Consider the following 12,699-nt stretch of genomic DNA (forward strand, 5'->3'; position numbering starts at 1 on the left):
GCGGTGCTTTCGAGGGCTGCGACCCGGTGGGGTCGGCCGTCCGAGACGACGTGGCCGGCCGCGGGGGACGATCACACGTTCCGGCGCGGGTTTTCGGCGTGCGATCCGCGTACCGGCCCGGGGTCGCCGCGCTTCCTTGCGTGGTGGATGGTGTCTCAGTAGTCCGACGACACAGCCGCCGGGAATGTGAGGCGACGCGCCGACCTCACAGTTCGATGCGCTGCCTCGTCGAACTGGTGAGGGCAGATGTGACCAAGGGAGCCGACGACACATGATCACCCCATCCGAGCCAGGACAAGTCCGGCCCGATCCGAGCTTGAGCGCGATCGTCAGCGAGCGACGTCACCTGCTCAATCTCGCCTATCGGCTGCTCGGCTCTCTGGCCGATGCCGAGGATGTCGTACAGGAGACGTACGCCCGCTGGTATGCCATGTCCCGGGAGCAGCAGGACGCCATCGATTCGCCCGGCGGCTGGCTGACGAAGGTCGCCGGCCGCATCTGCCTGGACCTGCTCGGATCGGCGCGGGCCCGGCGCGAGCGCTACGTGGGTGAGTGGATCCCCGAGCCGCTGCCCGAGCGTACGGAGTGGGTCAGCGGACGGGCGGTCGGCACCCCGGTCGACCCGGCCGACCGGGTCACCCTCGACGAGTCGGTCAACATGGCCTTCCTCGTCGTACTCGAGTCGATGACCCCGGCCGAGCGCGTCGCGTTCATCCTGCACGACGTCTTCCGCTATTCCTTCGCCGAAGTGGCCGAGATCGTCGGGCGTACGCCCGCCGCATGTCGCCAGCTGGCATCCTCGGCCCGCCGTCGCATTCGCGAGTCGCAGGCCCCCGCGACTCCGACGGCCCAGCAGGCGGGCATCGTCAGGGATTTCAAGCTGGCATGGGAAGCCAAGGACATCGACGCCCTCATCGGCCTGCTCGACCCCGACGCCACGGCGATCAGCGACGGGGGCGGCCTGGTCAACGCCGTGCTCCGCCCGATCGGAGGCGGCGAGCAGATCGCGCGCTACGCCATCGACATCGCCGGCATGGTGCCCAACATGACGATCCTGGAGCGTACGGTCAACGGTCAGCCCGGTCTGGTGGCGCAGCAGGACGGCGTCACCGTGACGGTGATGGCCTTCGACGTCGCAGGCGACCGGATCAAGCACATCTGGGCCGTACGCAACCCGGACAAGCTCCGGCCGTGGACGGCGGGGGCAGAGGACTAGAGCCTGTACGGACTTCGGATCTTTAGACAGGTTGAAGGCTTCGGATCCACGAGATGGCTCCGCGTAGATGAAGGCCGGCGAGGTAGCTGTCAGGAGCCTTGTCGAAACGGAAGGCCATCCCACGTCACTCCTTGATCCGATTGATGCGGCGTTCGGCCGTGTTGCGCTGTTTGTAGAGATCTGGATCATGCCTGACCGGGCCGCCGCCGCGGGAGCCGCGTTTCTTGCAGTTGGCCGCCTGGTCGCTCTTCCCCGGGATGACGGCCTTGATACCGCGTCGGCGCAGGTAAGCGCGGTTGCCGCGGGAGGAGTACGCCTTGTCGGCAGCCACCGCTGCCGGGCGGGTACGCGGGCGGCCGATGGGCAGGCGCACCTTGAGACGAGACAGCACAGCGCGAAACTGCGGGCTGTCGCCTGCCTGGCCTGGAGTGAGCACGAACGACAGCGGACGGCATCGCCGGTCGGCCGACAGGTGCACCTTGCTGGTCAGCCCGCCCCGCGAGCGGCCGAGCGCGGCGGCCGTCAGCCGGATCCTGCGCCGCAGCCGTAACCGCCGGCGTCACCCCCGTCCTTGCCTTCGCCGGCAGACGCGTACGGGCCTTGAGGGGCCGCCTCATGCCCTCATGCCGTCGGGGAACCCCGTCCAGCGCAGGTCGGCCGGGAGGTGGCTCATGTCGTTGAACATCACGAGCGTCGGCGGCAGGCCGGTGCGGTAGTCGATGACCGTCAGTGCGGCGTTGGCGCTGTTCAGGCCGAGCCACCGAGATGGCGGCGCGTCCAGGGCGTGCCGCACCAGCCACGCGACCTGGTAGGCGTGCGTCACCAGAACCTCGTGAGTGTCGCGCCGGGTTCCTGCCGCGGTTGTGTCGGGGGACTTCGCGAACCGGGCGACCAGGGCCTCGGCGAGCTTGTGGCCCGAGGCCGCCTCGGCGTCGTCGTAGCCGTCGAAGAATCCGGCCCAGGATGGGGGTGTTTCGGCCGCTTGGGGAACGTAGGGCACATGGTCGATAAGTTCGGCGGCCTCGGCGACGGGCGCGTTCCGCAGGTGCCGGGCGAGTTCGTGCGCGCTGGCTGCGGCGCGCGGTAGCGGAGAGTGCCACACGGCGTCGACTGGTAGGCCGGCGAGCCGTTCGCCCAGCAGGCCCGCCTGCCGACGACCGATGTCGGTGAGGTTCCCGAATGCGTCGGCCGCACCGTGGCGTGCCAGGTAGAGGTGTCGCGTGGTCATGAGCAGATGGGGCGCGATGCCCGCGTGGGCCCGCTTCCCGTCTCCTTTCGATCCGTGGGTGACGTGGGTCTGGGGGGCTGTTCGGTGCGGCGGAGGGCGAGGAGGCTGTGCGCGGCCGGGCGGCGCGATCATCGCTGGCCGGATAGGTGGGGTCCACGCCGTGGCGACTGCCGGTACTTGTGCTTCGTCGGCGGGGTGCGGCCCTCAGGTGATGGCTCCCCGGCCGGAGAGGCAGAGGATCGGTCACGCATTGGCCGCCGTGACGGCGCCGGTGGTGCCGTCGATGGTGATGGTGCTGTCGTCGTGGAGTCTGCTCGTCGCGTTCGGGATGCCGAGGACCGCGGGGATGCCGTGCTCGCGAGCGACGATCGCGGCATGGGAGAGCACGCCTCCGGTTTCGGTGATGACGCCGGCCGCGATACGCAGCAGCGGCGTCCAGGCGGGGTCGGTGAAGGGGCAGACGAGGATGTCGCCCGGGTGCACGCTCGCGAAGTCGCCGGGACCGCGGACGATCCTCGCAGGGCCGGTCACGACCCCGCGGCTGCCCGGTGTTCCGGTCAGCGTGGGCGCGGCGGCCGAAGTGCGACCGGCAGGCGAAGGCCACGCCGGGGGTGCGGCGGTGACCGGCCGTGCCTGCAGGATCCAGGTACGTCCATCGGCGATCGCCCACTCGACGTCCTGCGCTCCACCGCGTACGGCGGCGATCTCCTTGCCCAGCTCGGCGAGCAATGTGGCGGTCGCGTCGTCGATTGCCGGCCGGTCGCGGGCACGGATGGGCACGTCGGACATGACGAGCTGCCTGCCGCGCCGGTCAAGGCGGGTCCGTTTGTGCGCGACCGTACGAGTGACGGACCCGTCCTCGGCGACGCGATAGGCGTCAGGGGTGACCGTGCCGCCGACGATGCTGGGGCCGAGCCCCCAGGACGCCTCGATGCGGATCGCGTCGTGCGGGTCCGCGGGGGTGAACATGACCCCGGACACCTCGGCGTCCAGATGGCGTTGCACGAGGACGGCCATGACGAGATCGTCGAAGGGCCGGCCACCGCGGTCGGAGGCGCCCCGGTAGTCGATGGCGCGCGAAGTGAACAGTGAGGCCCAGCATGCGCGCATGGCGTCGGTGACCGCGCCGATTCCGCGCACGGCGAGAAAGCTGTCGTGCTGACCGGCCGCCGACGCCTGGCCGGTGTCCTCATGCGCGGCGGATGATCTCACCGCGACGGGCGGATCACCGAGCTCGTCGAGCGCGCGTCCGAGCGCGTCGATCAGGGTGGCGTGGACCGGGCGGGCCTCGATCGCCCGCCGCACGGCGTCGAGATGGTCCGGCTCGCCGGCGAACCGATCGAGGTCCAGGTCGCGGACGGCGGCGCGGTAAGCGGCGAACGACACGACGAAGCCGTCGGGAACCGGCAGTCCCGCGCGAAGCAGCGCGCCGAGCGCACCGGCCTTGCCCCCGCACGTATCGGCGGCAGCCGACATGAGGGGTACGATCATCCACTCCGCCTTTCAACGAAAGATTGACAACAATTTCTTGATTGTGAATCATGAAGGGCATGTCACGCAAGCAGGACATCACTCACACCGGGCGCGCAGACTACGCCCAGGCCGACCGCGAGCACGACGCGAGCGAACGCCTTCTGCGCCTGGGCGCGGACGAGCTCGACGCCCGTCCGTGGCGCCCCTCGCCGGCCCCGCCGTCGGCGGTCGACCTCGTCCAGTTCGCCGTCTGGCGCAACGCCGACCTGGACCCGGAGGACGTCCTGAGTGCGCTGGCCCTCCTGCCCGCCGCACGCGCCGAAGTAGAAGGACTCGAATCCGCCCTGCTGTTCACCGCCCGCAGCGCCGGACTGACCTGGGCGCAGATAGCGAACGCGATGGGATTCAACTCCCCCCAGGCGTGCCAGCAGCACTACACCCGCCTGACAGCGCGACAGGACGCCGGCTCGTGACGCGCGACTCTCCGCCCGGCCTGCTGGTCCTGCACGCGGTGCGCATCCTCGGGTTCGCGGACACCCCGATGATCGCGCAGCGGTACGGGCTCGACGCGACCCAGACCGAAGAGCTGCTGCGCGACGCCGAGGCGCGTGGCTGGGCCGGGCACGCCGCCTTCGCCGGTACCGCGGGCTGGTCGCTGACCGAACCGGGCCGGGCCGAGAACGAGCGCCAGCTCGCGGCCGAGCTCGCACGCGTCGGCGGCGCCGGCGAGGTCCTGGACGTCTACCGCGAGTTCCTCCCGCTGAACGCCCTCCTGCTACGAGCCTGCACCGACTGGCAACTCCGGCCCACCTCCGGCGACCGGCTCGCCGCCAACGACCACTGCGATCCCGCCTGGGACGCCAGGGTCCTCCACGAGCTCGCCGCCATCTCCCGCGCGCTCACGCCACTGGCCGACCGGCTCGGGAGCGTCCTGACACGGTTGGGCGGATACGACACCCGATTCACCGCAGCCCTGGCGCGCGCCAGAGCCGGGGAAAGCGCCTGGGTGGACCGCACCGACGTCGACTCCTGCCATCGCGTCTGGTTCCAGCTCCACGAAGACCTCATCGCCACGCTCGGCCTCAACCGGCACGCGCAACCTTGACCTGGTCGCATGCGTACGTCCGCCCGGTCTCGGGCCTGAGGAACCGGAGTCGAGCCCGCGCCACTGCTTGATCCGGTTGATGCAGCGTTCCGCCGTGTTGCGCTGCTTGTAGAGGTCTGGATCATGGCTGACCGAGAGGCCTCCGCGAGCGCAGCCCCTTTTCCTGCTTGGCTGCTTCTTCCAACGCCTGCACCAGTTCGGGATCAAGGGCCATCCCGGCGGCGTGGTGGTGGGCTCGAGCGGTCGTGGAGTCCACGCTGACCAAGTCGAGATCGGCCTGCCCACGAGCCGCCGCCTCAGCGATCATCGCCTGTATCAACTGCTCGAAGACACCCGTTATCGCCCACAACCGGAACCTGTTGTAGACCGTGGACCATGGCCCGTACTCGGCGGGCAGATCCCGCCATGGACTGCCGGTGCGAACCCGCCACATCACCGCATTGAACTGCTGCCGCAGATCCGGAACCGGGCCCCGCTCACCAAAGGGCAGGTGAGGCTCGATCAAAGACCATTCCGAATCAGTGAGGTCTCCACGCGCCATGGCGATGGCCTACCAGGACCTCCGACCTCAACGCAGGCGAATCTCTCTGATCTCAACTTCGCACAGGTCCCAGGTCCAGCCCGGACGCGCTCGGATCGCACCTCACCGTTCGACGAGACGAGCGCCGAACGGTGAGATCGGCGCGTCGCCTCACATTCCCGGCTGCTGTGTCGTCGGACTACTGGGACGCCATCCAGCACGCAGCCCGTCGCCGTCTTCGCCCGTCCCACAGCCGTCAAGGAGTCACTCATGTTCTTACGCGTCGCGATCACTCTGCAGACCCTGGCTCTCTTCGCCGCCCCGATCACCGCCGGACTGTTGTTGTCCTCGCCCGGCGGACGGACCTTGCACAGTGTTTCGGCGTACGGGGTGTTCTTCGTGGCGCTGTTGCACCTGGTCGCCGCGATCTTGGTCTGGCGGCCGGGCGGCGGCTCGACCAGGCCCATGCTGTACGCGGTCGGGTTCTTCGGGCTCACACTGGCGCAGATAGCTCTGGGCATCGCGGGCGCGAAGACCCTGCACGTCCCCTTGGGTGTGCTGTTGTTCGGCATGAGCGTCCTTCAACTCAGCCAGGTCTGGGCGGACCGCAGCGCTCACGGGGCCGCCGCAGGTCGATAGCGACGTTCACGCGGCTCCAGCGAGGACTTCCGCCGGCAGGGCTTGTCTCGTGGCGCTCAAGGTGCACAGTGAGCGTGTGGGGCCTGCTTCCCTTCTGAGGGCGTTCTTCGTGGTCCACTGGGCGCTGCCGAGTGCGGCGGCGGTCGTCTCGGGTCTGTCGTTCGGCCACCATCCCCTCCTGGTGGCGGGGGTGGCGCTGGCCTGCGTGGCGTTGCGGCCCATCCACATGGGGCCGATCCTGCGAACGGTGATCGTGGTGTCCGTGCTGTCGCCGTTGTGGTCGGCCTCACTCGAGCTCTACGAATGGATGGTGACCAAGGTCATCGAGGGCTGGGAGTTCATCGGCACGTTTCCTTCGATCTTCCTGCGGGTCCCCGGCCGTCTCCTCTACATCGTCCTGTTCCTGGTCGTCGCCACCGTGGCCGGATTTCTCCAGGTCGTACTCATCCTCGGCCCCTTGTTCGCGCTCATCGAACTGGAGAGCCGTGGCCGGCAGTACTCACGCGACAGGCGGGCCGGGCGCGTCATGGCCCTCCTCGAAGATCCCGCCGGAGGGCCGCCGCCGCGCTTCTCGCTCTACCTGCGGCCGTTCGCGACGACCGGCCACCTGGCCAGCAACGCCGTGGGTGTGCAGGCGAGCGCCACCGAGCAGCCCGGAAACATCCAGACCGACTTCGAGGCGATCCTGGCCGCCGCCTTTCCCGCCCACCTGCCGCTGATCGCGCTCGGCCGGCCGGGCACGCTGCTGCCCACCCGGCCCGAAGGTGTGAACACCTGGCCGATCAACCGCACCTGGGACATCCCCGGCACCGGCAAGGTGGCATGCACGGAGGACGACTGGCAGGACAAGGTCAAGCTGCTGGCCAGGCAGGCCGAGCTGATCGTGATCGTCCCGCTGGCCTTCGCCGGGACGGTCTGGGAGATCAGGTGGCTGCATGAGAACCGGCTGCTGGACAAGTGCGTCTTCGTGATGCCCGCGACCATGGAGGGCGCGCGCGACTACTCCGGGGCATGGAAGCAGGCCACGCGGGTGCTGAGATCACTCGGCGTCCGCCCTCCCGCCTACCAGGAGTCGGGGCGACTGCTCATGGTCGCGAAGGGCCAGGACGTCATGCGGTCGCTGCCGTCCTTCGTCCATGCCCCGCTGCCGCGCGCCACCGCTCTGCTGCTGCAGTTCGCGTTCCTCCGCAGGAGACGGCGGGAACTCGCGGGAGGTCGACGGTAGCCGTCCCCGCAGGCATCTGCGGCCAGTCCGCAGAGCTGCCCGATGATGACCGGATCCGCCGACTGTCAGATGGTCGCGAAGTGAAGGGGTTCGGGGACGGCTCGCGGCCCCATCCCGCGGTGTGCTCTCACTCGACGCGCCGCCCTCCGCTCCTCGTCGGGAGACATGACCTCGTCGTGGCAGGTCGGCCGAGCGGAGATCGGTTGCGTGACTCTCGTGGCGGAGTGTCGAATGGGATCGGGCACACGGGCGAGACGTCGGCGAACCCCTTGGAGAGGCAATGAGGCCGTTAGCCATCGCATTGGTAGCGGTCCTGCTGGCCGCGGGCTGTTCGACGCCGAGACGGGACAAGATCACGGTCGCGTGCGGCGCGAGCGAGCGATGGTGCGCGATGATGGTCAAGCGGTTCTCCGATGCCACCGGCGTGGAGGCCGACTTCGTCCGGCTGTCCAGCGGAGAGGCGCTGGAGCGGATCAAGGCGGCCAGGGCACGGCAGGAGTTCGACGTCTGGCATGGCGGTCCGGCCGACTCCTATGTGGCCGCCAAGAGTCAGGGACTGCTGGAGCCGTACAAATCTGAAAAGGCCGGTGAAATTCGGCAGGGGTGGGCTGATCGGGACAACACCTGGAGCGGGATCTACGCCGGCGTGCTGGCCTTCTGCAACAACACCAAGGAACTGGCCAAGCGGGGCATGCGGCCGATCCGCTCCTGGCGGGAGCTGCTGGACGAGCGGCTGCGCGGCGGCGTCGCCATCGCCCACCCTGCCACCTCCGGAACCGCCTACACCGCGTTGTGGACGCGTGTGGAGCTCGGCGGCGGCGATCGCGAAGCGGCCCTCGGCTACCTGCGCAGCCTCCATCCGAACGTGCTGAGATACAACTCCTCCGGCAGCGCCGCCGCCCTGCAGGCGGCCAAGCAGGAGGCGGCGGTCGGCGTGGTCTTCTCGCATGACTGCGTCGCCGCCCAGGAACAGGGCTATCCGAACCTGCAGGTGACCTTCCCTCAGGAGGGCACCGGTTACGAACTCGGTGGCCTGGCCGTGCTGGCCGGGGCTCACAACCCCGACAGCGCACGCGAGTACGTCGACTGGGCGCTGAGCGGAGCATCCCAGCGACTGGGGCCGCTGGTGAACTTCTACGCCCTGCCCACCAACACCAAGGTGCCGGCGCACTCCAAGGCGGCCGACCCGGCGACGGTCAAGCTGGTCTCCTACGATGTGGAGGTCGCGGGACGCGCCAAGCAGGCGCTCGTCGACAGGTTCAGTGCGGAGATCGCCCGGCCGCCTGCCTAGGAGCAGCCCTCGAACTGCGGAACGGAGACCACCGACAGGTCGATGCCCGACCTGCCGAACCACTTGTCCAGCAACATGTGCGCCGTGCCGTCCTGGTACATCTGGGTGATGGCCCGGTTGAGCTCCTCACAGCCGTCCACGTCGCCCTTGCGCACGCCGATCGCCGTCCGTTGCTCGTTGAAGGTCGCGCCGACCAGGTGCAGGTCGACGCCCGGCTTGGTGAGCAGCCCCGCCAGGATCTGGCTGTTGGTGGAGATGGCGTCGATCCTGCCGTCCTTGATCATCTCCAGGCAGACGTTGTAGTCGGGTGCCGGGACGGCGATCGCCTCGACCCGGCGCTCGTCGACGATCCGCTGGGCGATGTTCGTGCCACGCACCCAGCAGATCTTGCGGTCCTTCAGGTCGCGGACGTCGCGGATGACGCCCTTGTCGGCCGGCCGTACCGCGATGTCCTGGAAGTCGACGTGGTACGGCCCGGCGAAGTCGATCACCTTCTTCCGCTCCGGAGTGACCGACATGTGGGCGAAGACCAGGTCGGCACGCCCGTCCGTGAGGACGGTGAGCTGGTCACCTGCTTTGATCTCCAGCCAGCGGATCCGCTTGCCCAGCCGGGAGACGAGATCCTTGGCCACGTCGATGTTGAAGCCGTCGTAGGCGCCGTCCTGCCCCTTGAAACTGATCAGCGGGACGTCGGAGCGGATGGCGACGATCAGCTCGTCCTTGCCCACGAGGGATTCCGGCCGCGCGGCGCCGCAGGCGGTGAGCAACAGGATCAGGCAGATCAGCACTCGTCTCACCGGTACTCCCTGAGTCGTGGCCAGACGCCGACCAGGACGAGCAGGGCGCCGGCGGCCAGCCCGGCGGGGATCGACCGCCAGAGCGTCTTCAGGGCGCCGTCGCCGCTGTCGATGGCGCGCTCGAAGTCGGACTCGTGCCGCCGGACCAGCTCCTCCAGCACCTTGTCGTAGCTTTCGTAGGCCTGGGTGAGCTCGCCGTCCCAGAACTTGATCGCCGCTTCGGCCTGCATGGTCCGCATCCGCGCGTCGGCCTGCTGGAACCTTTGGTAGACGGCGAAGAGTCGTTCCCTGTCCTGGCCCGTCAGCCGGCCGAGCAGTCCCTGGAAGTTCGCATGCAGCCTGCTCTGGTAGTCGGGCAGGCTGGTGGACTCGACGGCCGCGATCGTCCGGGACTTGTCCAGGAAGGTGTGTTCGTAGGTGTCCTTGCGGAAGCGGTCGAGCAGGTAGCGGCTCTGGTCTCCGTGCATGCTCTTGCTGATCGCCCGTGCTCTGGTCAGGGTGAGCACCGAGTCGAACCCGCGTCGTTTGGCCTCCTCCAGCGCCTGGCCCTGCCGGTCGAGCAGGACCGTGCCGGTCACCAGACCGGCCGCGGTCAGCACGGTGGCGACCACCAGAACCGGCGCGAAGACCCGGCGGAACCTGCTGGTCAGGTAGGCCTGCAGGCCCAGCAGGCAGGCCAGCGCGAGCAGCCCGGCGACGATGACCGCGGAGCGGGCCAGCGAGGTGGTCGAGCGCTCGGCGTCGTGCGCGCGCCTGACGATCGTCCCGGTTTCCAGGGTCAGGTTGTAGGCCTGGGGGAGCAGTTCGCGGTGCATGAGGTCGGTGGCCTTCTGATAGGCCTCGACCACGGTGTCGGGCGGCTGTCCCGCGGTGTGCTCGGACTGCATGTCCAGCAGCCGTGCCTGGGCCGCCAGCCGTTCGTAGCGGCCCAGCCCCTCGATCAGCGACTCGACCGTGCGTTGCTCGACGGGGTTGTCCAGGGCCAGACGGTAGGCCTTCAGCAGGCTCTCGGAGATCTCCAGCCGCCGCTGGTCATAGCCGCTCAGGTCGGCCTGCTGCTGCGGGCCGTACTCCCTGCCCAGCAGCAGGGTCTCGGCCACCAGCGCGTCCATCTCCGACATCTGCCGATGCAGGCCCGTGGTGGCGAGCACCTGCGGCCCTGCGTCATGCCCGATGGTGCGCAGGCTGGATCCGGTACTGGCCGCGCCGGCCAGGATCGCGGCCAGCAGCAGGACCAGCGTCGTCAGGGACAGCCCGGCCAGCGTGCGCACCCGCCTGGAGACCGACTTCTTGCGCCGGACCGGAGGCACCGCCGTCACCGTCATGGCCTGCTCCGGCGGGAGACGCCGGGATCGTGGACGTGCACCGCGCCTCCCGAGATCGACTCGTGCTGGAAATCGAGCATGGCTGCGGGCGCGGCAGGTCCGCAAGAGGTGTGGCCGCCCCCGAGGAGATCGACCTGCGACCCTGTCTCCAGGCCCGACTCCATCCGGGAGGCAGTCGGCGGGACCGCCTGGCGACCATGACCGATTTCGGCGCGCCGAGGACTGCACCGATGTTCCCCGAGGCCCACCACCTGGACAGCGATCCACCCTTACAAGCGGCACTTGCCCTTCCCTCATGACCTCGCGCACCTGCGGAGGCGCGGGATCTGTGCGAATTTCAGGAGAGTCGGCCTGCTGATGTCGTCGCAGAGTGGGCTCATAGGATCGCCGGTATGACACTGCGGCCTGTTCAGGTGAACATCAAGGCTCTTGATCACTCGGCGGTCGGCCGGTTCTGGGCGGAGGCGCTCGGCTGGAGTGTTTCCCGCGAGAGATCTGGCATGAGCACCTACGTTGCACCCGTCGGCGGCTTCGTCTGGCCGGACCCGGTCGCCGTCTGCGTCGACGTCGTCGCCGTCCCGGAACCCAAGACAGCAACGAAGAACCGTGTGCACCTCGATCTCGCCACCACCTCTGCGGCCCATCAGGCGGAGTTGGTCGCGCGCCTCCAGGCTCTCGGTGCGACGCCCGCCCACGTGGGCCAGGGCGAAGTGCCGTGGACGGTCCTCGCCGACCCGGAGGGCAACGAGTTCTGCGTGCTGGAGCCTCGGGAGATCTACCGGGACACAGGGCCGATCGCCCGGGTGGTCATCGACTGCGCGGATCCGCAGGTCATGGCCCGGTTCTGGGGCGAGGCGATGGACTGGACCCTGCACGAGGTGACCGACGATCATGCAGTGTTGCGCTCCGCCAAGGGTGTCGGCCCGTACCTCGAGTTCCTCCGCACGCCTGGCGTGAAGACCGTGCCAGACCGCGTCCATCTCGACCTGCTGCCGTACCCCGGTGGCGACAAGGCAGCGGAGGTGGCCCGGCTGCGGGTCCTCGGCGCCACCGACCTCGACCTCGGTCAGGGCGACGTCCCGTGGACGTGCCTGGCCGACCCGGAGGGCCACGAGTTCTGCGTCCTCGCCCTGTCCTGACGCGGAGCCTCGACGACACCCCGACGTTGGGCCACGCCCACGTAGCCGTACGATCACCCGATGACCGCGATGTCGATATACCAGAGCCTGGCGATCCTTCACCGCGCCGCCGAATCCGGAACGGTCATCATCACGGCGTCGGAGCCCGCCTCCGCCGAAGCCGTCCGTGACCGCGAGACAGGGCTGAAGCCCCATTTCGGAACCGTCGACTGGACGGCTCCGCCCAGCTACCGCGCTTTCCTCGCCGAGCACAACACCTTTGCCTGTAAGCGCTGGGACGTCTCATCCAACGGGTACGTCGAGTTCGTCGTCGTCGGTGACGACGCCATCGTCGAGCTGAACTCCAACCTCGTGCATATGCCCGAGCATGTGGACCGCGGTGACGGCCGGTGGCTGTCCACCAACCACCTGGTCGGCTTCGCCCTCGCCGACGCGGACAACGAGGCGGTCTGGTGCTTCGATGTCACCCAGCCGGACGCAGACGGCGAATACCCGGTCTACTACCACCACTACGACGATCAGGAAGGGCGCGCACGCTACGTTGAGGGCGGGGACTGGGAGGACCTGGCCAACGCCACCCCAGACTTCGCCACGTTCGGCGCCTGGCTGGAGGCGATGGCCAACGCGTTCACCGCGCCTGAGCCACCGAGCTGGTTCGGGCAGCTGGGCTCTCCAGGCTTCTACCCGGGGCCGTAGGAGGCGCCACGCCGGACCGGGGCGCCCTGCCGTGATCACTCACGG

13 protein-coding genes and 1 pseudogene are annotated in these 12,699 nt (G+C 69.0%); 8 read left to right on the forward strand and 6 right to left on the reverse strand.

The window, feature by feature from the left end; genetic code table 11:
- The first annotated feature begins 316 nt into the window (after positions 1-316).
- The gene (gene sigJ, locus ACFSKW_RS44170; RefSeq protein ID WP_379580556.1) at positions 317-1,216 is read left to right on the forward strand and encodes an RNA polymerase sigma factor SigJ; all 900 of its coding nucleotides are present in this window, start codon (positions 317-319) and stop codon (positions 1,214-1,216) included.
- Between the two features lie 22 nt (positions 1,217-1,238).
- Here the strand turns inward: sigJ and ACFSKW_RS44175 are convergent.
- From ACFSKW_RS44175 to ACFSKW_RS44185, 3 genes and pseudogenes are all read right to left on the reverse strand, one after another.
- Positions 1,239-1,775 (reverse strand): annotated as a pseudogene (locus ACFSKW_RS44175) (IS5 family transposase); the annotation flags it as partial.
- A gap of 54 nt (positions 1,776-1,829) precedes the next feature.
- Positions 1,830-2,444 (reverse strand): histidine phosphatase family protein, encoded by a 615-nt coding sequence (locus tag ACFSKW_RS44180; protein ID WP_379580558.1) that lies wholly within the window; start codon positions 2,442-2,444, stop codon positions 1,830-1,832.
- A gap of 243 nt (positions 2,445-2,687) precedes the next feature.
- Positions 2,688-3,935 (reverse strand): PEP/pyruvate-binding domain-containing protein, encoded by a 1,248-nt coding sequence (locus ACFSKW_RS44185; protein WP_379580560.1) that lies wholly within the window; start codon positions 3,933-3,935, stop codon positions 2,688-2,690.
- A gap of 59 nt (positions 3,936-3,994) precedes the next feature.
- Between ACFSKW_RS44185 and ACFSKW_RS44190 the strand changes: the two genes are divergently transcribed.
- Both ACFSKW_RS44190 and ACFSKW_RS44195 read left to right on the forward strand, forming a co-directional pair.
- Entirely contained in the window at positions 3,995-4,390 is a 396-nt protein-coding gene (locus ACFSKW_RS44190; protein ID WP_379580562.1) for a DNA-binding protein, read from the forward strand.
- On the forward strand, positions 4,387-5,022 hold the full coding sequence (locus ACFSKW_RS44195) for a transcriptional regulator (protein WP_379580564.1): 636 nt from the start codon (positions 4,387-4,389) through the stop codon (positions 5,020-5,022). Before ACFSKW_RS44190 ends, ACFSKW_RS44195 begins: the two co-directional genes overlap by 4 nt.
- A gap of 121 nt (positions 5,023-5,143) precedes the next feature.
- Here the strand turns inward: ACFSKW_RS44195 and ACFSKW_RS44200 are convergent, their stop codons facing one another.
- On the reverse strand, positions 5,144-5,563 hold the full coding sequence (locus tag ACFSKW_RS44200) for an IS5 family transposase (RefSeq protein ID WP_379580566.1): 420 nt from the start codon (positions 5,561-5,563) through the stop codon (positions 5,144-5,146).
- A 249-nt stretch (positions 5,564-5,812) separates the two neighbouring features.
- Between ACFSKW_RS44200 and ACFSKW_RS44205 the strand changes: the two genes are divergently transcribed.
- The 3 genes from ACFSKW_RS44205 to ACFSKW_RS44215 all read left to right on the forward strand — a co-directional run bounded on the left by ACFSKW_RS44205 (position 5,813) and on the right by ACFSKW_RS44215 (position 8,697).
- On the forward strand, positions 5,813-6,181 hold the full coding sequence (locus tag ACFSKW_RS44205) for a hypothetical protein (RefSeq protein ID WP_379580568.1): 369 nt from the start codon (positions 5,813-5,815) through the stop codon (positions 6,179-6,181).
- Positions 6,182-6,257: 76 nt separating this feature from the next.
- Positions 6,258-7,406, forward strand: a complete 1,149-nt coding sequence (locus ACFSKW_RS44210; protein WP_379580569.1) for a hypothetical protein — start codon at positions 6,258-6,260, stop codon at positions 7,404-7,406.
- 280 nt (positions 7,407-7,686) lie between these two features.
- Positions 7,687-8,697 (forward strand): ABC transporter substrate-binding protein, encoded by a 1,011-nt coding sequence (locus ACFSKW_RS44215; protein WP_379580571.1) that lies wholly within the window; start codon positions 7,687-7,689, stop codon positions 8,695-8,697.
- On the opposite strand, the gene ACFSKW_RS44220 is transcribed toward ACFSKW_RS44215, so the two are convergent.
- Positions 8,694-9,494, reverse strand: a complete 801-nt coding sequence (locus tag ACFSKW_RS44220) for a substrate-binding periplasmic protein (RefSeq protein WP_379580573.1) — start codon at positions 9,492-9,494, stop codon at positions 8,694-8,696. The genes ACFSKW_RS44215 and ACFSKW_RS44220 overlap by 4 nt on opposite strands.
- Positions 9,491-10,819: a hypothetical protein gene (locus ACFSKW_RS44225; RefSeq protein WP_379580574.1), complete on the reverse strand. Its 1,329-nt coding sequence runs from the start codon at positions 10,817-10,819 to the stop codon at positions 9,491-9,493. Before ACFSKW_RS44225 ends, ACFSKW_RS44220 begins: the two co-directional genes overlap by 4 nt.
- A gap of 392 nt (positions 10,820-11,211) precedes the next feature.
- Between ACFSKW_RS44225 and ACFSKW_RS44230 the strand changes: the two genes are divergently transcribed.
- Together ACFSKW_RS44230 and ACFSKW_RS44235 are read left to right on the forward strand one after the other, a co-directional pair.
- A complete protein-coding gene (locus ACFSKW_RS44230; protein WP_379580575.1) occupies positions 11,212-11,958 on the forward strand; it encodes a VOC family protein in 747 nt (248 codons plus the stop codon).
- A gap of 60 nt (positions 11,959-12,018) precedes the next feature.
- Positions 12,019-12,654 carry a hypothetical protein gene (locus ACFSKW_RS44235; RefSeq protein ID WP_379580577.1) on the forward strand — a complete coding sequence of 212 codons (636 nt, stop codon included), beginning with the start codon at positions 12,019-12,021 and terminating at the stop codon, positions 12,652-12,654.
- Positions 12,655-12,699: the final 45 nt, after the last annotated feature.

This window comes from Nonomuraea mangrovi (genome assembly GCF_042681425.1).
GTDB classification, from domain to species: domain Bacteria; phylum Actinomycetota; class Actinomycetes; order Streptosporangiales; family Streptosporangiaceae; genus Nonomuraea; species Nonomuraea mangrovi.